This is a genomic window from Sphingomonas hengshuiensis (genome assembly GCF_000935025.1).
Classification (GTDB): Bacteria; Pseudomonadota; Alphaproteobacteria; order Sphingomonadales; family Sphingomonadaceae; genus Sphingomonas; species Sphingomonas hengshuiensis.
The window spans coordinates 4,095,694-4,119,389 of the sequence record NZ_CP010836.1 but is presented as its reverse complement, the minus strand read 5'-3'; the positions used below and the strand labels follow the sequence as shown (position 1 = coordinate 4,119,389).

Annotated in this window: 22 protein-coding genes; 9 read left to right on the top strand and 13 right to left on the bottom strand. The window is 68.7% G+C overall.

The window, feature by feature from the left end; genetic code table 11:
- Positions 1-59 precede the first annotated feature (59 nt).
- The 4 genes from nirB to cobA all read left to right on the top strand — a co-directional run bounded on the left by nirB (position 60) and on the right by cobA (position 6,396).
- The gene (gene nirB, locus TS85_RS18620) at positions 60-2,564 is read left to right on the top strand and encodes a nitrite reductase large subunit NirB (RefSeq protein ID WP_044334228.1); all 2,505 of its coding nucleotides are present in this window, start codon (positions 60-62) and stop codon (positions 2,562-2,564) included.
- Positions 2,561-2,899 carry a nitrite reductase small subunit NirD gene (gene nirD / locus TS85_RS18615; protein ID WP_044334226.1) on the top strand — a complete coding sequence of 113 codons (339 nt, stop codon included), beginning with the start codon at positions 2,561-2,563 and terminating at the stop codon, positions 2,897-2,899. Before nirB ends, nirD begins: the two co-directional genes overlap by 4 nt.
- 64 nt (positions 2,900-2,963) lie before the next feature.
- Entirely contained in the window at positions 2,964-5,615 is a 2,652-nt protein-coding gene (locus TS85_RS18610) for a nitrate reductase (protein ID WP_044336613.1), read from the top strand.
- Positions 5,608-6,396 carry a uroporphyrinogen-III C-methyltransferase gene (gene cobA / locus TS85_RS18605; protein ID WP_044334224.1) on the top strand — a complete coding sequence of 263 codons (789 nt, stop codon included), beginning with the start codon at positions 5,608-5,610 and terminating at the stop codon, positions 6,394-6,396. The genes TS85_RS18610 and cobA overlap by 8 nt, the downstream gene beginning before the upstream one ends.
- Here the strand turns inward: cobA and TS85_RS18600 are convergent.
- On the bottom strand, positions 6,341-6,796 hold the full coding sequence (locus TS85_RS18600; RefSeq protein WP_044334222.1) for a MarR family winged helix-turn-helix transcriptional regulator: 456 nt from the start codon (positions 6,794-6,796) through the stop codon (positions 6,341-6,343). The two genes, cobA and TS85_RS18600, sit on opposite strands and share 56 nt — an antisense overlap.
- Before the next feature lie 155 nt (positions 6,797-6,951).
- Here TS85_RS18600 and TS85_RS18595 point away from each other — a divergent pair, with 155 nt between their 5' ends.
- Positions 6,952-7,395 (top strand): MarR family winged helix-turn-helix transcriptional regulator, encoded by a 444-nt coding sequence (locus tag TS85_RS18595; RefSeq protein ID WP_044334221.1) that lies wholly within the window; start codon positions 6,952-6,954, stop codon positions 7,393-7,395.
- A gap of 20 nt (positions 7,396-7,415) precedes the next feature.
- Here the strand turns inward: TS85_RS18595 and TS85_RS18590 are convergent, their stop codons facing one another.
- The 4 genes from TS85_RS18590 to TS85_RS18575 form a co-directional block, all read right to left on the bottom strand.
- The gene (locus TS85_RS18590; RefSeq protein ID WP_227698535.1) at positions 7,416-9,515 is read right to left on the bottom strand and encodes an acetate--CoA ligase family protein; all 2,100 of its coding nucleotides are present in this window, start codon (positions 9,513-9,515) and stop codon (positions 7,416-7,418) included.
- A gap of 78 nt (positions 9,516-9,593) precedes the next feature.
- Positions 9,594-10,430, bottom strand: coding sequence for a p-hydroxycinnamoyl CoA hydratase/lyase (locus TS85_RS18585; RefSeq protein WP_044334220.1), 837 nt, complete (start codon positions 10,428-10,430; stop codon positions 9,594-9,596).
- A gap of 43 nt (positions 10,431-10,473) precedes the next feature.
- Entirely contained in the window at positions 10,474-11,895 is a 1,422-nt protein-coding gene (locus TS85_RS18580; protein ID WP_044334219.1) for an aldehyde dehydrogenase, read from the bottom strand.
- 68 nt (positions 11,896-11,963) lie between these two features.
- Positions 11,964-13,280 carry an MFS transporter gene (locus TS85_RS18575; RefSeq protein ID WP_044334218.1) on the bottom strand — a complete coding sequence of 439 codons (1,317 nt, stop codon included), beginning with the start codon at positions 13,278-13,280 and terminating at the stop codon, positions 11,964-11,966.
- A 156-nt stretch (positions 13,281-13,436) separates the two neighbouring features.
- Here TS85_RS18575 and TS85_RS18570 point away from each other — a divergent pair, with 156 nt between their 5' ends.
- Together TS85_RS18570 and TS85_RS18565 are read left to right on the top strand one after the other, a co-directional pair.
- Positions 13,437-14,549 (top strand): 5-methyltetrahydropteroyltriglutamate--homocysteine S-methyltransferase, encoded by a 1,113-nt coding sequence (locus TS85_RS18570; protein WP_044334217.1) that lies wholly within the window; start codon positions 13,437-13,439, stop codon positions 14,547-14,549.
- A complete protein-coding gene (locus TS85_RS18565; protein ID WP_052508005.1) occupies positions 14,549-15,058 on the top strand; it encodes a DUF3237 domain-containing protein in 510 nt (169 codons plus the stop codon). The genes TS85_RS18570 and TS85_RS18565 overlap by 1 nt, the downstream gene beginning before the upstream one ends.
- An 18-nt stretch (positions 15,059-15,076) precedes the next feature.
- Here the strand turns inward: TS85_RS18565 and TS85_RS18560 are convergent, their stop codons facing one another.
- From TS85_RS18560 to TS85_RS18545, 4 genes are all read right to left on the bottom strand, one after another.
- Positions 15,077-16,084 (bottom strand): aldo/keto reductase, encoded by a 1,008-nt coding sequence (locus TS85_RS18560; protein ID WP_044334215.1) that lies wholly within the window; start codon positions 16,082-16,084, stop codon positions 15,077-15,079.
- A gap of 77 nt (positions 16,085-16,161) precedes the next feature.
- On the bottom strand, positions 16,162-17,067 hold the full coding sequence (locus TS85_RS18555; protein ID WP_052508004.1) for an alpha/beta hydrolase family protein: 906 nt from the start codon (positions 17,065-17,067) through the stop codon (positions 16,162-16,164).
- Positions 17,068-17,074: 7 nt separating this feature from the next.
- Positions 17,075-17,497 (bottom strand): EF-hand domain-containing protein, encoded by a 423-nt coding sequence (locus TS85_RS18550; protein WP_044334213.1) that lies wholly within the window; start codon positions 17,495-17,497, stop codon positions 17,075-17,077.
- Between the two features lie 66 nt (positions 17,498-17,563).
- The gene (locus TS85_RS18545; protein ID WP_044334211.1) at positions 17,564-18,046 is read right to left on the bottom strand and encodes a hypothetical protein; all 483 of its coding nucleotides are present in this window, start codon (positions 18,044-18,046) and stop codon (positions 17,564-17,566) included.
- Between the two features lie 159 nt (positions 18,047-18,205).
- Between TS85_RS18545 and TS85_RS18540 the strand changes: the two genes are divergently transcribed.
- Together TS85_RS18540 and TS85_RS18535 are read left to right on the top strand one after the other, a co-directional pair.
- Positions 18,206-18,919 carry a response regulator gene (locus TS85_RS18540; protein ID WP_044334209.1) on the top strand — a complete coding sequence of 238 codons (714 nt, stop codon included), beginning with the start codon at positions 18,206-18,208 and terminating at the stop codon, positions 18,917-18,919.
- Positions 18,916-20,265 (top strand): ATP-binding protein, encoded by a 1,350-nt coding sequence (locus TS85_RS18535; RefSeq protein ID WP_044334207.1) that lies wholly within the window; start codon positions 18,916-18,918, stop codon positions 20,263-20,265. Before TS85_RS18540 ends, TS85_RS18535 begins: the two co-directional genes overlap by 4 nt.
- Here TS85_RS18535 and pobA read toward each other — a convergent pair.
- Genes pobA through ligA form a run of 4 tightly spaced genes read right to left on the bottom strand, consistent with a single transcriptional unit; the run spans position 20,262 to position 23,671 of the window.
- Positions 20,262-21,431, bottom strand: a complete 1,170-nt coding sequence (gene pobA / locus TS85_RS18530) for a 4-hydroxybenzoate 3-monooxygenase (RefSeq protein WP_044334205.1) — start codon at positions 21,429-21,431, stop codon at positions 20,262-20,264. The genes TS85_RS18535 and pobA overlap by 4 nt on opposite strands.
- Positions 21,428-22,369, bottom strand: a complete 942-nt coding sequence (locus TS85_RS18525) for a Gfo/Idh/MocA family oxidoreductase (protein ID WP_044334203.1) — start codon at positions 22,367-22,369, stop codon at positions 21,428-21,430. The genes pobA and TS85_RS18525 overlap by 4 nt, the downstream gene beginning before the upstream one ends.
- Positions 22,370-22,421: 52 nt before the next feature.
- Positions 22,422-23,261 (bottom strand): class III extradiol dioxygenase subunit beta, encoded by an 840-nt coding sequence (locus tag TS85_RS18520; RefSeq protein WP_044334201.1) that lies wholly within the window; start codon positions 23,259-23,261, stop codon positions 22,422-22,424.
- Entirely contained in the window at positions 23,261-23,671 is a 411-nt protein-coding gene (gene ligA / locus TS85_RS18515; protein ID WP_044334199.1) for a protocatechuate 4,5-dioxygenase subunit alpha, read from the bottom strand. The genes TS85_RS18520 and ligA overlap by 1 nt, the downstream gene beginning before the upstream one ends.
- Positions 23,672-23,696: the final 25 nt, after the last annotated feature.

Here is a 23,696-nt window from a genome sequence, read left to right as displayed (position 1 = left end):
CGATCCTCTCTTCGGAGAGGTCCCGCATGGCGGCTTTTTTGCGTTTCGGAGCAGGCGAAATGGAGCTTTCAGGAAACGATTGGGGCGGCGAAGACACGGGCGGATCGCCCGACGTCCCGCCGCAGCGCGCGCATCTCGTCGTGATCGGCAACGGCATGGCCGGATGCCGCGCAGTCGAGGAACTGCTGGCGCGCGATCCGGCGCGGTATCGCGTCACGATTTTCGGCGCCGAGCCGCATGTGAACTATAACCGGATCATGCTCTCCCCGGTGCTGGCCGGCGAGAAGACGTTCGAGGACATCATCCTCAACGGCCAGGACTGGTATCGCGACAACGCGATCGAACTGGTCGCGGGCGACCCGGTGGTATCGATCGACCGTCAGGCGCGGCGGGTCGTGTCGGCATCGGGGCGCGCGGTCGATTATGACCGGCTGCTGATCGCCACCGGCTCGGACCCGTTCATCATCCCGGTGCCGGGGCACATGCTGGACGGCGTGATCAGCTTTCGCGACATGGCCGATGTCGACCGCATGCTCGCGGCGGCCGATGCGGGGGGCGATGCCGTGGTGATCGGCGGCGGGCTGCTCGGGCTGGAGGCGGCGCACGGGCTGACGCTGCGGGGCATGAAGGTCACCGTGCTCCACATCATGCCCACGCTGATGGAGCGGCAGCTCGACGAAGCCGCGGGGTGGCTGCTCAAGACCGCGCTGGAGGCGCGGGGGCAGACGATCCTGACCGGCGCCGACACCGCCGAGATCGTCGGCGAGAGCCATGTCGAGGGCGTGCGGCTGAAGGACGGGACGCTGATCCCGGCAAGCCTGGTGGTGATGGCGGTGGGCATCCGCCCCAATGTCCGGCTGGCGCGCGAGGCCGGATTGGCGATCGGGCGCGGCATCCATGTCGACGATCATATGGTCACGTCGGACCCTGCGGTGCTCGCAGTCGGCGAGTGCGTCGAGCATCAGAGCATTGTCTATGGCCTCGTCGCGCCTTTGTGGGACATGTGCCGCGCGTTGGCCGATGGGCTGGTGGAGCAGCATAGCGGCTATCGCGGATCGGTCACCTCGACCAAGCTCAAGGTCGCGGGGCTCGACGTGTTCTCCGCGGGCGATTTCTCGGGCGGGGACGGCGCCGAGGATATCGTGCTGCGCGACGCCGCGCGCGGCATCTACAAGCGCGTCGTGGTCAAGAACGACCGCATCGTCGGCGCGGTCCTCTATGGCGACACCGCCGATGGCGGCTGGTATTTCGACTTGCTCAAGCGGCAGGAGGACATCGCAAACCTGCGCGACGTGCTGATCTTCGGCCAGGCCTTCGCCTCCGGAGGGGGGCAGGCGGACCCTAAGGCGGCCGTTGCGGCGCTCTCGGACACGGCCGAGATTTGCGGCTGCAACGGCGTTTCCAAGGGGCAGGTCGTGTCCTGCATCGCCAAGGGGGCGAGGTCGCTCGACGCGGTCCGCGCGGGCTGCAAGGCATCGGCGTCGTGCGGCTCGTGCACGGGGCTGGTCGAGAGCCTGCTCGCGCTCACGCTCGGCGACCAGGTCGAGGCGGGGGCGAAGACGATGTGCAAATGCACCAGCTTCGGGCATGACGACGTCCGCCGCGAGATCGTCGCGCAGGGCATGCGTTCGATCCCTGAGGTGATGCAAAAGCTCCATTGGAGCACGCCCGATGGCTGCTCGTCGTGCCGTCCCGCGCTCAACTACTATCTGCTCTGCGCGCTGCCGGGCGACTATGTCGACGACCAGCAGAGCCGCTTCGTCAACGAGCGGATGCATGCCAACATCCAGAAGGACGGCACCTATTCGGTGGTGCCGCGGATGTGGGGCGGGATCACCTCCCCACGCGAACTGCGGGCGATCGCCGATGTCGTCGAGAAGTTCGACGCGCCGATGGTCAAGGTCACCGGCGGGCAGCGGCTCGATATCTTCGGGATCCGGAAGGAGGATTTGCCCGCGGTCTGGGCCGACCTCAACGCTGCGGGGATGGTCTCGGGCCATGCCTATGGCAAGTCGCTGCGCACCGTGAAGACCTGTGTCGGGTCCGAATGGTGCCGCTTCGGCACGCAGGATTCGACCGGGCTGGGGATCAAGATCGAGCGGATGACCTGGGGGTCGTGGATGCCGCACAAGTTCAAGATCGCGGTGTCCGGCTGCCCGCGCAACTGCGCCGAGGCGACGATCAAGGATTTCGGCGTGGTCTGCGTCGACAGCGGCTATGAACTCTCGGTCGGCGGCAATGGCGGGATGAAGGTCCGCGCCACCGATTTCCTGTGCAAGGTCGCGACCGAGGCCGAGGCGATGCACCATTGCGCCGCCTTCGTGCAGCTCTATCGCGAGGAAGCGCGCTATCTGGAGCGGACCGCGCCGTGGATAGAGCGCGTCGGCATCGCCTATATTCGCGAACGCATCGCCGAGGATGTCGAAGGGCGCGATGCGCTGGCGGCGCGGTTCCTGTTCTCGCAGAGCTTCAGCCAGGACGATCCCTGGTCCGAGCGCGTCGCCGATGACGCGCGCCAGCACGCGCACATGGCCGAATTCCGCCCCGAAGGAGCAATGGCATGACCGCGGACTGGCTCGATATCGGCTGGCTCGACCAGATCCCGGTGCGCGGATCGCGTACCGTTCCCGTCACCGGGGGCGACGAGATCGCGGTGTTCCGCACCGGCGACAACCAGGTGTTCGCCTTGGTCAATCGCTGCCCGCACAAGGGCGGGCCGCTGAGCCAGGGGATCGTCCATGGCCATAGCGTCGCGTGCCCGCTGCACAATTGGAGCATCGCGCTCGCCACCGGCACTGCGCAGGGCGCGGACAAGGGCTGTACGCCGACGGTGCCGGTGAAGGTGGTGAGCGGGCGCGTGCTGCTCTGCCGCGCCTCGGCATTGCGGGCGGCGGCGTGAGCAGCGCCATTTCTTCTCCCTATCCCCGCGCGCGGGGAGAGGGGCGGTGCCGCACATCCAGCCCATGCGGCACTGCCCCTCTCCCAACCCTCTCCCCCGAGGGGAGAGGGCTTTGAGCGGTATCCGCACGACCTGTGCCTATTGCGGCGTCGGTTGCGGGATTTCCGCCACCGTCACCGGCGCGCGTTCGGTCGAGATTCGCGGCGACGCCGATCACCCCGCCAATCACGGTCGGCTGTGTTCGAAGGGCACGCATCTGGGCGAGACCACCAGCCTGGAAGGGCGGCTGTTGCACCCCATGATCGGGACGAAACGCGCAGGCTGGGACAAGGCGCTCGACCTCGTCGCGAAGCGCTTCCGCGACACCATCGCCGAACATGGCCCCAACAGCGTCGCCTTTTACGTTTCAGGTCAGTTACTTACCGAGGATTATTACGTCGCCAACAAACTGATGAAGGGTTTTATCGGCTCCGCAAATATCGACACCAATTCGCGGCTGTGCATGTCGAGCGCGGTCGCCGGGCACCTGCGCGCGTTCGGCGAGGACGTGGTCCCCGCCAGCTATTCCGATCTCGACCAAGCGGACCTCGTCATCCTCGTCGGGTCGAATACCGCCTGGTGCCATCCGGTGGTCTATCAGCGCATCCTTGCCGCCCGCGCCGCGCGCGGGACGCGGATCGTCGTGATCGATCCGCGCCGCACCGAGACCTGCGAAGACGCCGACCTGCATCTGGCGATTCGTCCGGGCAGCGATGTGGCCCTGTTCAACGGCCTGCTCGCGCATTGCCGCGACGCGGGCCTCCTCGATGAAGCTTACCTGTCCCGAAGCGTCGACGTCCCCGACGATTTCTGGGCCAGGCAAGGCGAGGGAAGCGACCTGTGGTCGGTGGCGCGGGACTGCGATGTCCCGCCCGCCGACCTCAGGCGCTTCTTCGAGCTGTTCGCCGCGCATCCGCGCACCGTGACGCTGTTCAGCCAGGGCGTGAACCAGTCGCTGCGCGGCACCGACCAGGTCAACGCCATCCTCAATGTTCACCTCGCCACCGGCCGCATCGGCAAGCCCGGCGCTGCGCCCTTCTCGATCACCGGGCAACCCAATGCGATGGGCGGGCGCGAAGTCGGCGGGTTGGCGACGACCCTCGCCGCGCACATGGATTTCGCGCCTGAGAATGTCGCGCGGGTCGGTCGCTTCTGGGGAACCCCGAACGTCGCTGCGAAGCCCGGCCTCAAGGCTGTCGACCTGTTCCGCAGCATCGGCGAGGGGCGGATCAAGGCTTTGTGGATCATGGCGACCAACCCCGCCGTGTCGATGCCCGACGCGGGCGCGGTGCGCGAGGCGCTGGCCGCATGCCCCTTTGTCGTGGTTTCGGATTGCATCGCCGACACCGACACCACGCGGCTTGCCCATGTGACGCTCCCTGCCGCCGGCTGGGGCGAGAAGGACGGCACCGTCACCAATTCGGAGCGCGTGATCAGCCGTCAGCGACGCCTGTTCGACCTGCCCGGCGAGGCGATGCCCGATTGGTGGATTATAAAGGAAGTCGGTCGCCGCATGGGGTGGGTCGGCGAGTTCGCCTATAGCCGTCCCGCCGACATCTACCGCGAGCATGCCCGGCTCTCGACCTATCAGAATGCGGGCGCGCGGCGCTTTGACATCGGGCGCCATGCCGCGATTTCGAACGCGGACTATGCGGATATGGCGCCGTGGCGCTGGGGTGGCGAGGGCTTTGCCGATGGCCGCTTCTCCACGCCGAACGGACGTGCCCGGTTGGTGCCGGTGGCGCAGGCGCCGCTTCAGGCGCCGCTGGCGCGCTGGCCGATGACGCTCAACACCGGCCGCTATCGCGACCAATGGCATACGATGACGCGCACCGGGCTGTCGCCCCGGCTGAGCAGCCATCGCCGCGAACCGATGGTCGAGGTTCATCCCCTGGACGCCACGGGGCTCGGGATCGCCGAGGGTGATCTGGCGCGGGTCGCGACGCCGCAGGGCGAGAGCATCTTTCGCGCGACGCTGAGCGAGGGGCAGCGGCGCGGCGAGCTGTTCACGCCGATCCACTGGACCGATCGCCAGTCGAGCGGGGGCCGCACCGGATTGCTGCCGCGTGCGCTGGTCGATCCGCATTCGGGGCAGCCGGGGTTCAAGGCGACGCCCGCCAGCGTCACGCGCGTCGCCGTCGAATGGCGCGGCTTCCTGATCGCGCGCGACGAACCCGGCGCGATCGACGCGCTATGGGCGACGCGCGTCCGGGTGGCGCAGGGCTGGCTCGTCGAGCTCGCGGGCGACGGCGACCCCGCAAGGCTGGTTCGCGAGCTGTTGCCCAGGGGCGAGCGGATCGAGACCATCGACAGCGCGCGCGGGCAGATGCGCCATGCGGTTCTTTCGGACGGGCGGCTGGTCGCGGCACTCTATCTGTCGCGCGACCACAGCCTGCCGCCGCGCGACTGGCTGATCGCGCAACTTTCGGAAGCAGCGGGTCCGACGCCGGTCGAATTGCTGGCAGGGCGTTCGGCGGCGCCGGCCCCCGATTGCGGCCCGATCGTCTGTGTCTGCTTCGACGTGGGGATCAAGACGATCCTCGCCGCGATCGCCGACCGGAAGCTGGCAAGCGTCGAGGCGGTCGGCGCGGCGCTGTCCGCCGGCACCAATTGCGGCTCGTGCCGCCCCGCGATCCAGCGGCTCATCACAAACGCACAGGAGGTCGTGAATGGCTGAAGCAATGGTGGCGGGCGAAGTCTGGCTGGTCGGCGCCGGGCCCGGCGATCCCGACCTGCTGACGCGCAAGGCGGAAGGGCTGCTCAAGCAGGCAAGCGTCGTCTTCTACGACGCGCTGGTGGGGCCCGGCGTCCTCGAGCTGATCCCGGCGCAGGTCCGTCGCGTGCCCGTCGGCAAGCGTTCGGGGCGGCATTCGAAGGATCAGGGCAGCATCAACGATCTGCTGGTCGCAGCCGCGCGTGCGGGCGAGCGCGTGGTGCGGCTCAAGGGCGGCGACCCGTCGGTGTTCGGACGGTCGATGGAAGAAGTCGCGGCGCTGGCGGCGGCGGGGATCGCGACGCGGATATGCCCGGGGATCACCGCGGCCAGCGCCGCCGCCGCATCCGCCGGCATCTCGCTTTCGCTGCGCGGTCTGGCGCGGCGGGTGCAGTTTGTCACCGCGCATGTCCAGGCGGGGGCGCCGCTCGCGGTGGATTGGCCCGCGCTGGCCGATCCGGGCTGTACGACGGCAATCTATATGGGGCGCGCGGCGGCGGGTGAGATCAGCCGCCAGCTGATCGCGGCGGGGCTTGATTCGAAAACGCCGGTGCTGCTGGCCTGCGACATCAGCCTTCCGGGCGAGCAATTGCTGCGCACCCGGCTCGACCTGTTGCCGCTCGCGGCCCGGTCGATGGCGGCGGGCAAGCCGATGCTGATCCTGGTGGGCGAGGCCGTTGCGGGCGGCGCTATTCGTGAATCCGCGCCAGCAGCCGGACGAGCTGCTGCACTTCGCGCTTGGTGAAGCGCGAGGTGAGCCATTTCTCATGCTCGCGAATTGCCTTGAGCGCTTCCTCCAGCGCCTGCCGCCCCGCCGGGCGCAGCATCAGCGTCTGGCGCCGTCGGTCGGTTTCCGACGCGCCGCGCACGAGATAGTCGCGCGCCTGGAGCCGGTTGATGATCCCCATCACCGTCGCGCGATCCATCTGGAGCCGCTGCGCCAGGTCGGTCTGGGCGATGCCCGGATGATCGCTGACCAGCCACAGCACCGACACCTGCTTCTGCGTCAGCCCGAGATCGGCAAAGGTCTCCATGAAATGCCGATAGACCGCGCCATGCGCCAGGCGGATGTGGAAGCCGACAATGTCGCTGATCGGCCCCACGCCGCTGTCGTCGATCGGTGTCTCTTCGTCGGTTCGCGTCAAGCCCGTCTCCGTCGCGGCGGCCCGTCCGGTGCCGCCATTCGGGCACCTTTAGGGATAAGCGGCGCCGCGTCCAGCGGCGGGTGCAGTGCAGCACCGGCGTGCTTCCCGAACAGCCGCAGTTGACGCGACCGCCAAACCCCGCTTTCACATCGGATATGTCGCGCAAATCGATTAGCTTCGGCGGCCTTTCCTCGCTGGTCGGCTTTCATCTTCGCTGGGCCTCGGGCGAGTTCGCGCTCGACTTTCGCACCTCGCTGGAGGGGACGGGGATGCGCCAGGTGCTCGTCGGCATCCTGGCGATCGTCCAGGCCAATCCGGGGATCAACCAGGGCGGCGTCGGCAAGGCGCTGGGGATCAAGCGCGCCAATATGGTGTCGCTGATCAACGAGCTGGTCCAGCGCGGCGCGATCGGCCGCACCGAGACGCCGCAGGATCGCCGCGCCTTCGCGCTGAAGCTTACCGAGGAGGGCGAGGCCTTGCTGGCCGACTGCCTCGCGCGCATCGCGGAGCATGAACAAAGGCTGCTCTGGCGGCTGACCGCGCTGGAGCAGCAATTGCTGGTCGACCTGCTCTCGCGGATCGGGCCGCGCCCGGCCTGACGCGCCGGCCCTGACTGGGGTCAGGCGCCGTCGGTCTGCATCAGTGCGTCGAGCGCGATCGCGCCCATGCCCTGCGGATAGACGATCACCGGGTTGAGATCGACTTCGCGGATACCGGGCGTGCCGGTCAGCACTGCGCCCAGCCGCGCGACCAGTGCCGCCACGGCGTCGAGATCGAGCGGCGGCGAGCCGCGGAAGCCGTCGAACAGCGCGGCGCTCTTGAGCTTGCGCAGTTCGGCCACGATCGCGGATTGCGACAGATCGGGGGTGATCAGGCGCACGTCCTTGAGCAGTTCGGCCTGGACGCCGCCCATGCCGATCAGGATGACCGGACCCCAATCGGGATCGTTGCGCGCGCCGACGATCAATTCGGTCCCGCGCGCGCCCATCGCCTCGACCAGCACGCCGTCCAGCACCATGCCGGGCGCATAGGCGGCGACGTTGGCGTAGAGCCGCTCCCATCCCGCCGCCAGCGCATCGTCGTCGGCGAGGTTCAGGATCACGCCGCCCGCGTCACTCTTGTGCGACAGCGCCGCCGACTGTGCCTTGAGCACCACCGGATAGCCGATCCGCGCCGCAACCTCGCGCGCCTGTTCGATCGACGCGGCGAACCCGCCGGCGGGAAAGGCGATATCGGCCTGGGCAAGCATTTGCTTCGCGCGATATTCGGGGACGATGCCGAGCGGCAGGTCCTGGAGCGCGACCGGCGGGGTGGCCGGGGCCGCCAGGTCGCGATCGGCGCGGCGGGTGAGCTGACGCAGCGCGCGGAAGGCGCGGTCTGCGGTCGGGAAATAGGGGACGCCCAGTGCGCGCAGCTGCGCGACATAGTCGGGCGGCACCCCGGCGCCTTCGTCGAGCCCGGCGAACAACACCGGCTTTTCCGGCTGCAATGCGCCCAGCGCCTCGATGATCGGCAGGAACTTGCGCGCCGATGTCGCCGGATCGGTCTGGATGATCGCCAGCACGACCGCGGCGATCGCCGGGTCGTCGAGCAAAGGCTCGAGCGTGCGGCGGTACAGTTCGGGATCGACCAGCGCCTGCGCAGTCAGGTCCATCGGGTTCGAGACCGGGATGAAATCGGGAAGCACCGCGCGCAGCCGCTCGTGCGTCGCGCCGCCCAGCGCGGGCAGTGCAAGCGCGATCGATTCGCACAGGTCGAGCGTCAATGCCTTGAACGCCCCCGATTCGGCGAGGACCGCGGTGCCGCCCGCGCCTAGCGGCTGCGCGCGCGCGGCGATGTCGGTGATGTCGCCCAATTCCTCCAGGCTGTCGGCCAGCACGACGCCCGCGCGCTCGACCTTGGCGCGCATCACGTCCCAGTCGCCCGCCATCGCGCCGGTATGCGTCGCCGCCGATTCGCGCGCGGCGCTCGATTTGCCCGGGTGGAGCAGCACGATCGTCTTGCCCGCCGCTTCCGCCTTCGCGACGAGCGCGAGGAAGCGCGCGGGATCGCGGAACTGCTCGACGATCATCGCGATGACGCGGGTATGGTCGGCCCCGATCAGATATTCGACATAATCCTCCACCCCGGTCGCGGCTTCGTTGCCGGTGGAGATGGTGACCGAGACCGGCAGGTCCTTGCCCATCAGCATCGTGCCCAGCACCACCGCCATCGCGCCCGATTGCGAGACGATGCCGATGCCCGGCCCGCCTTCGAGCTGCATCGCCGGAGTCTCGACAAAGGTCAGGGGGATGCCATCGACATAATTGACCAGCCCGAGGCAGTTCGGCCCCTCGATCACCATGCCGTGCTCGGCGGCGATCCGCCCGACTTCGGCCTGCGCCGCCAGCCCTTCCTCGCCGCCCTCGGCAAAGCCCGCGGCGAAGATCACCGCCGCGCCGACGCCGCGCGCCGCCAGTGCGCGCAGCGCCTCGACCGCGCCGCCGCCGGGAATCGCCAGCACCGCCGCGTCGACGCCCTCGGGCAGGTCGGCAATCGACTTCAGGCAGGGCCGGTCGCCGATCGTGTCGCGCTTCGGGTTGATCAGGTGGATGTCGCCGGCAAAGCCGTAACGCTCGAGATTGGCGAGCACCGATGCGCCGAGCGATCCGGGCGTGGGTGACGCCCCCACGATCGCGACCGAGCGGGGGGTGAGCAGGCGGGAAAGATCGGGCATCATGGCATCCTGGTCCCGCGCCGGGCGCGGGCATGGCGAGGGAAGGCGCGGCGGGCACCGATGCCCGCCGCCAGTCGAGTGTCAGGCGCCGGTCTTAGTCCGGTCATAGGCGCCCAGGCCCGGCTTGTAGCTCTTCTCGTCGATGAACTGCCGGGTCGCTTCCTTGCGGCCTTCGGAATCGAAGCTGTTGGCCGCTTCCTGCGCGCGGATCAGATAGTCCTCGGCATTGTCATAGGTCATCTCGCGCACGCGGCGGACCGCGTCCTTGGTCGCCTTGAGCGCCACCGGGTTCTTGGCGAGCAGCACCTTGGCCACTTCGGTGACGCGCGCCTTGAGCTGGTCGAGCGGCAGTGCTTCGTTGACCAGGCCCCATTCGGCGGCCTGCACGCCGGTCAGGTTCTCGCCCATCATCGCATGGTACATCGCCTTGCGGAACGGCAGCAGCTCGGCCGCGACCTTCGATGCGCCGCCGCCGGGCAGGATGCCCCAGTTGATCTCCGACAGGCCGAACTGCGCCTCGTTCGCGGCGAAGGCGAGGTCGCAGCTGAACAACGGGCCATAGCCGCCGCCGAAGCACCAGCCATTGACCATCGCGATCGTCGGCTTCTGATACCAGCGCAGCCGGTCCCACCAGCCATAGGCCTCGCGCTGCGCGGCGCGGGTGGCGCCGAGCCCCTTGGCTTCGTTCTCGCGGAAATACTCCTTGAGGTCCATGCCCGCGGACCAGGCGGTGCCTTCGCCGCTCAGTACCAGCACGCCGAAATCGTCGCGGAATTCTAGCGATTCCAGCACCGCCAGCATGTCGCGGTTGAGCGTCGGGCTCATGCAGTTGCGCTTGTCCGGACGGTTGAAGCGCACCCAGGCGATGCCGTCTTCGACGTCATAGGCGACGACGCCGTTGCTGCTCAGTTCAGTCATGGAAAGGGGTTGTCCTTCTATCTCTTAATGGCTTGGCGGCGAATCAGATCGGGAAATGACCAGGTTGGGTCTCGATCGTGATCCAGCGCAATTCGGTAAAGGCGTCGATCCCCGCCTTGCCGCCGAAGCGGCCATAGCCCGACGCCTTCATGCCGCCGAAGGGCATCTGGGCCTCGTCATGCACGGTCGGGCCGTTGATGTGGCAGATGCCCGACTGGACCTGGCGTGCGACGCGCAGGCCGCGCGCGGTGTCGCGGGTGAACACCGAGGCCGACAGGCCATATTCGGTGTCGTTGGCGAGTTCGATCGCATGGGCCTCGTCGCGCGCGCGGATCACGCCGACGACCGGGCCGAAGCTTTCGTCGCGGAACAGCCGCATTTCGGGGGTCACCCGATCGATCACATGCGCGGGCATCAGCACGCCATTGGCATCGCCGCCGACCAGCTGTTCCGCGCCATGGGCCAGCGCATCGTCGATCAGGCCGCGGACGCAATCGACGGTCTTCTGGTCGACCACCGCGCCGAGCGGGGTCTTGCCCTCGCGCGGATCGCCGACGGCCATCGACGACACCTTCTCCTTGAACTTCGCGGCAAAGGCGTCGGCGACGCTCTCGACCACGATGATCCGCTCGGTCGACATGCAGATCTGGCCCTGGTTCATGAACGCGCCGAACGCCGCGGCCTTCACCGCTTCGTCGAGATCGGCGTCGTCGAGGATGATCAGCGGCGCCTTGCCCCCCAGTTCGAGAAGGACGGGCTTGAGGTGCCCGGCGGCGCGCTGGGCGATGATCCGGCCGACATGGGTCGATCCGGTGAAGTTGATGCGGCGGACATGGCGGTTGTCGATCAGCGCGCCGACGATCTCGGCTGCGTCCTCGGGCGCGTTGGTGACGAGGCTGACGGCGCCCTCGGGCAGGCCCGCTTCGGCAAAAGCCTCGACGATGATCGAGTGCGTGCGCGGGCATTGCTCGCTCGCCTTGAGCACCACGGTGTTGCCGCAGGCGAGCGGCACCGCCAGCGCGCGGACGCCCAGGATGATCGGCGCATTCCACGGCGCGATGCCGAGCATCACGCCGACTGGTTCGCGCAGTGCCATGGCAACGCAGCCGGGCTTGTCGGAGGGGATCACCTCGCCGGTGATCTGTGTGGTCAGCGCGGCGGCTTCGCGCACCATCCCGGCGGCGAGCGCCAGGTTGAAGCGAGCCCAGCCCTCGGTCGCGCCGATTTCGGTCATCATCGCCTGGACGAAGTCGGCGGCGCGGCCCTCCAGCGCAGTCGCCGCCTTCATCAGCAGCGCGCGGCGGGCATTGGGGCCCATTGCGGACCAGGCCGGGAACGCTGCGGCTGCCGCGTCGCAGGCGGCGTTGGCGTCGGCGACGCTGGCCGCCGGCGTAGTGGTGGCAACCTCGCCGGTCACCGGGTTGCGCCGCTCGAAAACCCGGGGCGCGTCAGTCGAACTAGCCATGAACCTCTCCAGTTATTGTTATGCTGCATAACTTGATTCGTGCGGCGATGCAATCGCCCAGCGCATGCTCAACCCACCTCGCCGTCACGCCGCACCATCCCGAACAGCGCCAGCGCGGCGACCGCCGAGCCCAGCCCCATCAGGATCGCGACCGTCGCCAGCGGATAGCCCGCTGCGAACAACAGCCCGGCGAGCGCCGGCGCCAGCGCCGAGCCGCCGCGGCCGATCCCGATGACGAACCCGGTCGCGGTGGCGCGCAGCCGCGTGGGGAAGCTGCGCGCGACGATCGCATACAGGCCGACGACGCCGGCATTGGTCGCAAATCCCGCCGCCGCGGCCAGTTGCGACAGCGTGGCAAGGTCGCTTCCCCCGCGCCCGAACAGCACCACCAGCGCGACCGACGCGATCATCGCCGCGATGGTCAGCGGGATCAGCCGCACCCGCGCCGTGAGCAGCCCGAGCAGCAGCGATCCCGCCGCGCCGCCTGCGCTCGCCCATACCAATACCCCCGCTGCCGAGGATGGGGCATGGCCCATGTCGACGACGATCTTGGGAATCCATTTCAGGATGAAGTAAAAGGTCATGATGTGCGCGAGATAGGCGCCGGTCAGCAAAATCGTGGAGCGCGACAATCCGCGCGAGAACAGCTCCGCCACCGATGCCTTGCGCGCCGCCGCGCCGGTTTCGGGCGCGGGCAGCGCGTCGATCGTCGTGCGCCCCATCCGGGTGAGCACCCGGTTGATCCGGACCAGCGCGTCCTTGGGTCGCTTGTGGAGCAGGAACGCGACCGATTCGGGGGCGAAGAGCAGCACCAGCGGGACGAAGCAGGCGCTGGCGATCGCGCCGAACACGAATACCGAAGGCCAGCCGAAATGCGCGAGCAGCACCGCCGCGATCGATCCGCCGACGATCGTGCCGACCGGATAGCCCGCCGCCATCAGCACGACGCACAGCGCCCGGCGCCGGCTGTTCGCCGCCTCGGCCACGGCGGCATTGGTCGCCGCCAGCATCCCGCCGATCCCGAGCCCGGTCAGCAACCGCCACATCGAGAGGAGGTACACGTTCGGCGACGTCGCCGCCGCCAGCATCCCCAGCGTCATGATCCCCAGGCATGCGAGAATCGTCGCGCGCCGCCCGATCCGGTCGGCGACGCCGCCCAGCACGAGCGACCCCAGCGCCATGCCGACCAGTTCCATCGACAGCACCAGCCCGAGCGCGGCGCGATCGATTCCCCAATCCTTGGCGATTCCCGGCGAGGCGAAGCTGATCGAGAGGACGTCGAACCCGTCGAGCGCATTGAGCCCGACCATCACCGCCACGACGCCCCATTGCATCCGCGACATCGGTTCGCGGTCCAATATTGCCTGTGGATCGTCGCTGTGCATGAACCTCTCCCGCTTTTGCGAATTATCGTGCGCCAAATGGTTATGCCACGCAACAGTGATGATGCGCGCGCGCCGACGGACGCGCGTCGCGGGGCTTGCCAGTTCGCGGTTTGAAATGCATGCGCCGCATACGAATTAGCCGGAGACTTCGTTACCATGCACAAGCCACCCTTCCGCGCCGACCATGTCGGCAGCTTCCTGCGTCCCGCCGCGCTCATCGCGGCGCGCGCGGAGTTCAAGGCGGGGCGGATCGACGCCGCCGCGCTGCGCGAAGCCGAGGATGTCGCGATTCGCGACGTCGTGGCGCTGCAGGAATCGCTGGGGCTCCAGGGCATTACCGACGGCGAATTCCGCCGCACCTATTTCCACACCGACTTCCTGCTCCAGCTCGACGGGATCGAGGAGGCCGGCGGCACCCAGGTCAAGTTCCACCAGCATGGCGGGCGCGAGCTGGAATATGCGCCCCCGGTGATGAAGGTCAGCGGGCGCGTCAGCCACGCGCAGGACATCCAGCGGCGCGATTACGAATTCCTCGCCTCCTGCACCGATCGCACGCCGAAGGTCACCATCCCCTCGCCGACGATGCTCCATTTCCGCGGCGGGCGCGAGGCGATCGACGAGGCGGCCTATCCCGATCTCGACCAGTTCTATGAGGATATCTCGGCCGCCTATCGCGCCGAAATCGCGAGCCTGGCCGATGCCGGCTGCCGCTATCTCCAGCTCGACGATACCAACCTCGCCTATCTCTGCGACGAGACCCAGCGCGAGAATGCCCGCCGCCGCGGCATGGACCCCGATGCGCTGCCCAAGCTCTATGCCCGGATCATCAACGATGCGATCCGCGACGCGCCCGAGGACATGGTGACCGCCGTGCATCTGTGCCGCGGCAATTTCCGCTCGTCCTGGGCGGCGGAGGGCGGGTACGAGCCCGTCGCCGAAGTGTTGTTCAACGAACTCGCGGTCGACGCCTATTTCCTCGAATATGACGATCCCCGCTCGGGCGATTTCGCGCCGCTGCGGCATGTGCCGAAGGGCAAGACCGTCGTGCTCGGCCTCGTCACCACCAAGCTGGGCGAGCTGGAGAGCGTCGACGACGTCAAGCGCCGGATCGATGCCGCCGCCGAATATCTCCCGCTCGAACAGGCGGCGCTGTCGCCGCAATGCGGTTTCTCGTCGACGGTGCATGGCAACGACATCGAACTCGAGCAGCAATCGGCCAAGATGCGGCTGGTGGTCGAGGTTGCCGAACAGGTCTGGGGTTCGCTGTAATGCGCGCGCCGGCGGTGGCTGCGCTGCTCTGGGCAGGGGCGGCGCACGCTCAGGCTCAGGCACCCGCGCCGCCGCCGGCGCCCGTGCTGGAGCATGTCTTTTCCGAACTGGTGACGCTGGGCGCCTCCGTCGCGCCGGGGGCGACGCCCTATGGCGAACGCAACATCATCCCGATCACCGGCGGCACCTTCGAAGGGCCGGGGATCAAGGGCGTGATCCTGCCCGGTGGCTGGGACTGGCAGCTCAAGCGCGCCGATGGCTGCACCGACGTCAAGGCGGACTATATGCTCAAGACCGATGACGGGGTGATCATCAACGTCGTCAACACCGGCGCGCTCTGTCCCCCCGCACCCGGCAAGCCGTTTTCCGCGCGGACCCAGCCGCGGTTCGAGGCGCCGATCGGCAAATATGGCTGGCTCTCGCAGGCCGCGTTCATCGGCACGCTGGAGGGCGCCACCGCGCCCGATGGCGGCCCGGCGGTGCGGATCCACTTCTACCGGGCGCGCTGATCGGTTGCTCGCGGCGGTTTACCCCGCCGCAAGCTCCTCATCGGGCAGCAATTCGGTGCCGACCTGCGCCTGCGCGCCCGCCGGATAGCGCGCGCCGCGAATCGCGCCGGGGGCGAAGATCGCGTTTATCCGCGTGATCATATCGGGATCGAGCACCAGCCCGGCGGCACCCAGATTCTCCTCCAGATGCGCGATGCTGCGCGTGCCGGGGATCGGCACGACCGTATCGCCCTGCGCCAGCACCCAGCCGAGCGACAACTGCCCCGGGGTGCAGCCGATCTCGTCCGCCAGCGCCTCGAACGCCGCGACTGCGCGCAGATTGTGCGCGAGATTGGGCTCGACGAAGCGCGGCATCGCCAGCCTTATGTCGCCCGCGACATAGTCCGCCGCGCGCACTGCCCCCGCCAGCATCCCGCGCGCGACCGGCGAAAACGCGACGAAGCCGATACCGAGCCGGCGGCAGGTGTCGAGCACCGCGACCTCCGGGTTGCGCACCATCGGCGAATATTCGCTCTGCACCGCTGCGATCGGGTGGACGGCATGCGCGCGCTCGATCGTCGCGGCGGACATTTCGCTGAGCCCGATCGCGCCGATCTTGCCCGCCTCGCGCGCCCGCGCCAGCGCGCCGACCGACTCCTCGATCGGCACGTTCGGGTCGAGCCGGTGGAGATAATAAAGGTCGATATGGTCGGTCCGCAGCCGCGCCAGCGCGCCGTCCAGCGAGCGCGCGATCGCCGCCGGGGATCCGTCGAGGATCCGCTTGCCATCGGCCAGGTCGAGCACGCATTTGCTCGCCAGCACGAAGCTGTCTCGACGATGCCTCACCGCCTCGCCCAGCAACCGCTCGTTCGCGCCGCCGCCATAGAGCGCGGCGGTATCGAGCAGGGTCACCCCCAGGTCGAGCGCGCGGTTGAGCAGCCGCGCCGCATCTTCGGGGGCCGGGGTTTCGCCATAGGCGTGGCTCAGGTTCATGCAGCCCAGCCCGATCGCCGAAACCGGAAGGGTGCCAAGCGTGCGTTCAGCCATGGGAGTCAAAGCGAGGGTCCTTCGTGTCAGTCGCGGAAGGCGGCCCCCCTAGCATGGCGTGCGGCGGGCGCGAACCTTCAGCGACGCTCGAAACGATCCTCTGCGGGCAGGGTGTCTCCGAACTGCGCGAGCTTGGCGCGGGCAGCGGCATCGCCGCGCAGCGTCGCGCGCCAGAACAAAATGGTGGCGCGTACCACCGCGTCGCGCATATGCGGCGTCGCGGCGACGCCGGGCCGGTCCTGGCCGCTGAACACGCCGTGATTGGCGCCCGCCAGCACGAGCAGATATTTGTCGCCCGGTGCCATCGCGCGGAACGGGCGTTCGCGGTCCTTCGGTGTCACCCGGTTGAGCCAGGGCAGCGCATCCTCGGTGCCGGTGATCGACAGGAAGGGGATATTGATACCGCCAAACGCCGCCGCGTCGGGCAGCGCCATCGAGGGTTGCGGGCTGAGCGCGACCGCGGCGGTCACCCGGCGGTCGGCGAGCGTCTCCTGTGCAAACGGCGTGGCCTGCCCGGCGACCACAAGGCTGGTCTGCGCGCCGAAGCTGTGCCCGGCCATGCCGATGCGGCGCAGGTCGAGCCGCGTGAGGTCGCAGGCGCCCTCGCGCGGCTGCCGCGCGACCTGGTTGAGCACGAACGACACGTCGAGCGCACGGGCGCGGAGCTGTTCGGCGGACATTGCCTGGCGCAGCCGCCCGCCGCCCAGTATGCCGCTGTCGCTGCCGGGGTGCTGGAGATGGATCACCGCATTGCCATCCTCCGCCCATGCCCGCGCCCAGAGCGTCCCGGCATCAAGGCTGCCGCCAAGGCCGTGGCTGAACAGGATCAGCGGGACACGGGCGGTGCCGGCGGGCATCCGGATGCGGACGGGCACGATCCGGTCGCGCGCCGTGTCGCGCCACTTCGCCTCGCAGATCGTCTGCGCGGAGGCGGGCCAGACCGCGAGGCAGGCGAGCGCCAGCGCGGCTCGGAAGAGCGCCATCGCGTCCTCAGCGCTGCTGCTTGCGCGCGGCGGCCTGCGCCTTGAACGCCGCGAGTTCGGCGCGGTCGATCGTGCCGTCGCCATTGGTGTCGGCGCGGTCGAAGATCGGCGTCGGTGCGCGGGCCATCTCGTCGCGGGTGACGCGCCCGTCGCCATTGGTGTCCAGCTCGTCGATCAGCGCGTTGAGCCGTTCGGCTGCTTCGGGGCGAAAGCGCGCCAGCCGCTTGAAATCGTCGCGGCTGAGGGCGCCGTCCTTGTTGCGATCGGCCTTTTCGAACCGGGCCGCGCGCGATTGCACGAATTCGGCGCGGGTGATCATGCCGTCGCCATTGCCGTCGGCGCCCGCGAGCATCGCGCCGGGGTCGCGCTGCATCTGGGCAAGCGCCGGGGTGGCGGTCAGCAGGGCTGCGGCGATCAGGAAGTTGCGCATCAATGGGTCCTTTGGGTGCGAGAATGCGGGCGCGCCGGGGGGCAAGGCGCGCCCGCGCGGGGGCGATCAGGGGCGGGGAACGGTGCCGCTGACCGTCCGCGTGCCGCCCTTGGGGCCGGTCACGCTGCTCGAATAGCTGGCGGTGCCGTCGCCATTGTTGACGGCGCTGGTGGTGCGGGCGACGCTCTTGCCGTTGTTCAGCGTCGTGGTGCGCGCGCCGTTATAGGCGCCATTGCCCCAGCTTGCGTCGCGCGACGTGGCGGCGCCGCGACCGTTATTGGCCTGGACGCTGCGGTCCGCTTCATAATGGCCGGGGCCGTAGCTGCGGCTGCGCGATGCCTGATAGCCCCGACCGCTATTGGTCTGGGCGCCGCGCGTGATCGTCGCCGATCCGCGCTGGCGCGATGCCGAGCGCCATTGGGTGCCGCCGTGGCCGCGTGCGCCCTGGACGCTGACGACATGGCCGCGGCGGACCTGCGCCTCGGCGGGGATCGCTGTGGCGGCAAGCCCGGCGGCGAGCGCGGCGAGGCTCAATAGGGTCTTGTACATGGCTAAACTCCTTTACCCGCAACGGTCGCGCCATTGCTGAGGGGTTTATGCGGCCTCGCGGTAAGTGCCCGACGACGCTGTGGTGACGAAGCGTAACAGAGTGTAACGCGCGGCGCCGCGCCGTTCCCGCCGTCCCGAAGCCGCGCTATCGATACGCCTATGGAAACCAGTTGCATCGCCGTGGTGGAGGATGATCGCGAAATCCGCGCGCTGGTCGTCGACCTGCTCAGCCGCGAGGGGTTCGAGGCGGTCGGCTGTCGCACCACCGCCGAGTTCGACCAGCTCAACGCACGCCGCCGCGTCGACCTCGCGGTGCTCGACGTGATGCTGCCGGGCGAGGACGGGCTATCGCTGTGCCGGCGGCTGCGCGCGGCGGGCGACGTGCCGGTGCTGATGGTGACGGCGAAGGGCGACGATATCGACCGGATCGTCGGGCTGGAGATCGGTGCCGACGATTATCTGCCCAAGCCGTTCAACCCGCGCGAGCTGGTCGCGCGGGTGCGGGCGATCCTGCGGCGGACGCGCGGCCAGCATCGGGTGGCGGCGCCGACGCCTGTCGAACGCTATCGCTTCGGCGGCTGGACGCTGGATGTCGGCGCGCGGTCGATTACGGCGCCCGATGGCCGGGAAGTCGATCTCACCGCCGGCGAATTCGACATGCTCCATTGCTTCGTCACCCATCCGCAGCGCGTGCTGAACCGCGACCAGCTGCTCGACTGGACGCGCGGGCGCAGCGCGGGGCCGTTCGACCGCGCCGTCGACGTCCAGCTCGGACGATTGCGCCGCAAGCTGGCCGGCGCCGGGGGCGAGGCATTGCTGAAGACCGTGCGCGGCGGTGGCTATCAATTCACGCTGCCGGTCGAACGCGCGTGACGATCGCGTCCAACCTGTCGTTCCGGCTGGCGGCGATCCTGCTGGCCGGTTTTATCGCGCTGCAATTGCTGATCGCCGCCGTATCGCTGCCCGCGACCGACAATCCGCGCCGCGCGCATAATCTGCCGCTACCCGAAGAAGCGGCGGCGATCGTCGGCGCGATCGACCGCGCGCCGCCGGGCGAGCGCGTCGCGCTTGCCCGCACGCTGGATGGCGCGCTTTATTCGTTGCGTCTCGTGCCGAGACTTCCCGACCGCTGGAAGGCATCGGCGGAGCTGGAGGATATTGCCGGCGCCTATCGCAGCGTCCTGCCCGGACGCGGCATCAGCGTCGAGGGCCGCCGCCCCCGCTTTGGCGGGCGGTTCGGCGCGACGCCGCGCGCGGCGCGCTTTTTCGCACCGATCCGCGTCGGGATCGCCTTGCGCAGCGGCGGTGTGCTGCTGGTCACCAGCCGCCCCTCCGACCGTGCCCGCGCCTATCTTCAGGGGCGGGCGGTCGTGGGCGCGCTGGGCGGGCTGGTGCTGCTGATCGCGCTGTTGTTCGCAGTGCGCCAGACGACCCGCCCGCTGGCGGCGCTGTCGAGCGGCGTGCGCGGGCTGGCGGAGGATCTGGACGCGCCCGATTTGCCCGAGACCGGGCCGCGCGAAGTGCGCGCGCTTGCCGCTGCGTTCAACGCGATGAAGCGCGAAATCCGCGCGCTGATGGCCGAGCGGACGCGCGTGCTGGGCGCGATCGCGCACGACCTGCGCACCTATCTGACGCGGCTGCGGCTGCGCGCCGAGTATATCGACGATCCCGGCCAGCGCGCCCGCGCAGTGCGCGACCTCGACGAGATGACCGCGCTGGTCAACGACACGCTTGTCCTGGCCGATCGCGATGCCGCCCCCACGCCCCGGCCCGAGCGGGTGGCGCTGGCGCCGATGCTGGCCGATATCGTCGGTGCGCATGTCGAGCTGGGGGGCGCGGTCGCGCTCGGCCCGGTGCCGGACACGCTGGCGATCGCGGCGACTCCGCTGGCGCTGCGGCGGATGCTCGACAATCTGATCGGGAACGGATTGCGCCACGGCGAGCAGGTGGCGGTGACGGTGGTTGCGGGCGCGGGATGGATCGACATCGCGGTCGAGGATGACGGGCCGGGGGTGCCGCCCGAGCTGCTGGCGACACTGGGTCAGCCCTTTCACCGCCTCGACCCGTCGCGCAGCCGCGATACCGGCGGCGCGGGACTGGGGCTGGCGATCGTCCGCGCGCTGGCCGATCGCGACCGCGCGACGCTGGTGTTCGAGACCGGGGTGGCGGGGGGGCTGCGCGTTACGCTGCGCTATCGCCCCGCCGATCCCCCGGCCTAAAGCGGCAACCCGACGTAATTCTCGGCGATGACCTTCTGCATCGCGGTCGACGACGCGACATAGTCGATCTCGGCGCTCTGCATCCGATGCTCGAAGCTGCCATCCTCGGGAAAGCGGTGCATCAGCTTGGTGAGGTACCAGCTGAACCGTTCGGCCTTCCAGATCCGCGCCAACGCGCGCGCCTCATAGCCCGCCAGCCCCGCTTCGCTGCCGTCGCGGTAGTGACCCGCCAGTGCCTCCGCCAGATAGGCGACGTCGGATGCGGCGAGGTTGAGCCCCTTGGCGCCTGTCGGCGGCACGATATGCGCCGAGTCCCCCGCCAGGAACAGCCGCCCATGGCGCATCGTTTCGAACACGAACGAGCGCAGCGGCGCGATCGACATTTCGAGCGCGGGCCCGCGCGTCACGCCCTTTTCCGAGATCGGATCGAACCGCAGCGCCAGTTCGTCCCACAACCGTTCCTCGGGCCATTGGTCGAGCGTGTCGGTCAGCGGCACCTGGATATAATAGCGGCTGCGCGTGTTCGACCGCATCGACGCCAGCGCAAAGCCGCGCGGGCCGTTGGCGTAGATCAGCTCGTGGTGGCATGGCGGCACATCGGCCAGGATGCCGAGCCAGCCGAACGGATAGACTCGCTCGAATTCGCGAACCAGCGGCGCCGGGATCGCCTTGCGCGAGGGGCCGTGAAAGCCGTCGCACCCGGCGATGAAATCGGCCTCGATCCGATGCTCGACGCCGTCGATCGCATAGGTCACGCTGGGGCTGTCGCCCTCGACGCCGTGGATCGCGACATCCTTTGCCTCGTACACGATCTCCAGCCCGCGCTCGGGCGCTGCGGCCATCAGGTCGCGCGTCAGCTCGGTCTGGCCATAGACGGTGACGTGTTTGCCGGTCAGTGCGGTGATGTCGATCCGGATCAGCCGGTCGCCATCGGCGAGGTTGAACCCCTCCTCGATCAGCCCCTCGGCGTGCATCCGCGCATCGATGCCGAGCTGCTCCATCAGGTCGGTGGTGACCGTCTCCAACACCCCGGCGCGGATGCGCGACAGCACATAGTCGGGCGACTGGCGCTCGATCACGACGCAGCCGATGCCCTGGCGCCGCAGCAGATGCCCGAGCAACAGCCCCGAGGGGCCGGCGCCGATGATCGCGACCTGGGTCTTCATGCCTGTAGCTGCTTCTCGAGCGCGTCGAGCACGCGGTAGCAGGGCAGAACCTGCGCCACCGAGCTGTTGGGCTCGCGCCCCTCGCGGATCGCGGCGACGAATTCGCGGTCCTGCAACTCGATGCCGTTCGACGACACCGCGACCCCGCTCAGGTCGACCGGCTCTTCCTTGCCCGTGACGAGGTCGTCATAGCGGGCGATATACGTGCCGTTGTCGCAGATATACCGGAAGAAGGTGCCCAGCGGCCCGTCATTGTTGAAGCTCAGCGACAGCGTGCAGATCGCGCCGCTCTCCGCCTTGAGCTGGATCGACATGTCCATCGCGATGCCGAGTTCGGGGTGGAGCGGCCCCTGCACCGCATTCGCCTGGACGATCGGCCCCGCCTGATAGGCGAACAGATCGACGGTGTGCGCGGCATGGTGCCACAGGAGATGATCGGTCCACGACCGCGCCTCGCCCTTGGCATTCATGTTCTTGCGGCGGAAGAAATAGGTCTGGACGTCCATCTGCTGCACCGCCAGCGCGCCCGATGCGATGCGCCGGTGCAGATATTGATGGCTGGGGTTGAAGCGGCGGGTATGGCCGACCATCGCGACCAGCCCGGTCTGCTGCTGCTTGGCGAGCACCGCCTCGGCATCCGCCAGCGTGTCGGCGAGCGGGATCTCGACTTGGACGTGCTTGCCGGCCTCCAGGCACTGGATCGTCTGCGCGGCGTGCATCTGAGTCGGGGTTGCCAGGATCACGGCGTCGAGCCCCGGCTGCGCCAGTGCCTCGGCGAGTTCGGTGCAGGCGTGCGGCACCCCATATTTGGCGGCGACCGCCTGAGTCGGCTCCAGCCGGCGGCCGACCACCGACACGACTTCGACACCGTCGATCTGCTTGAGCGCGTCGAGGTGCTTTTCACCAAAGGCGCCGGCACCGGCGAGGGCGATCTTCATACTAGGTCTCCTCCCTCCCGCGAATCGGGAGGGTTTGGGTGAGGGAATGGGCTCAGACGGGTTCGAGGACGATGTGCCCCACCGCGGTGTTGCTCGCGGGCACATGATAATGCCGGTGGAGTGTGCGCGTGGCCTTGCCCAGCGCGCCGCGCATCACGAGCCACATCACCATCTCGATGCCCTCGCTGCCCGTCTCGCGCAGATATTCGATGTGCGGGATGTGGCGCAGCGCGTCGCTGTCGCCCTCAAGCCCATCGAGGAAGCGATTGTCCCATTCGGCGTTGATAAGGCCGGCGCGCGGCCCCTGAAGCTGGTGGCTCATGCCGCCGGTGCCCCAGATCTGGACGTTCAGATCCTCGGGGAAGCTCGCCACGGCGCGCGCAATCGCCTCGCCCAGCGCCCAGCAGCGATTGCCCGAGGGCGGCGGATAGGTGACGACGTTGACCGCCAGCGGGATCACCTTGCACGGCCAGGCTTCGGGCTTGCCGAACATCATCGTCAGCGGGACGGTGAGGCCGTGGTCGACGTCCATCTCGTTGATGATCGTCATGTCGAATTCGTCGAGGATACAGCTTTGCGCGATGTGCCACGCCAGGTCGGGATGCCCCTCGACCACGGGCACCTTGCGCGGGCCCCAGCCTTCGTCGGCGGGCTGGTAGCTCTCGCCGCAGCCGATCGCGAAGGTCGGGATGATCTTCATGTCGAACGCCGATGCATGGTCGTTATAGACCAGGATCACGACGTCGGGCTTCTGTTCGGCTTCCCAGCGCTTCGTCCAGTCATAGCCGGCGAAGGCGGGGGCCCAATAGGCCTCTTCGGTCTTGTTGAGATCGGAGGCGACGCCAAGCGCCGGAATGTGGCTCGACGCCACGCCTGCGGTGATGCGGGCCATCAGTGCTTGTCCTTGATCGAGCGAAGTCCCTCGGGCGAGCGCCCGCCGGCGATCATCATCGCCTGATAGTCTTGCAGGCTCATCCCCGACATCGTCGAGACCGCCTGCACGAAGCTGAGGCCGTCGGTCGAGAAGACCTTGGCCAGGAAATAGATATTGCCGCCCAGATCGAGCAGCCGGTTATAATCGCGCGCCAGCACCGCCGCGCGCTGTTCCGGCGTCAGCTTCCACTCGTCGAGATAGGCGGCCTCGTCGGCCTTCCACCGCTCGCGATTCTCGGCCTTCATCAGGCTCATCGCGAACTGGTTGAGGTGATAGCCCTGGCGCGCGCGCTTCGCGGTGAAGACGCGGGTGCCCGGAATATCGTCGAATTCCGCCAGATAGGCGTGGATGTCGGTGGTGCTGGTCATGCAATGGCCTCGCTGGTTGGGCGGC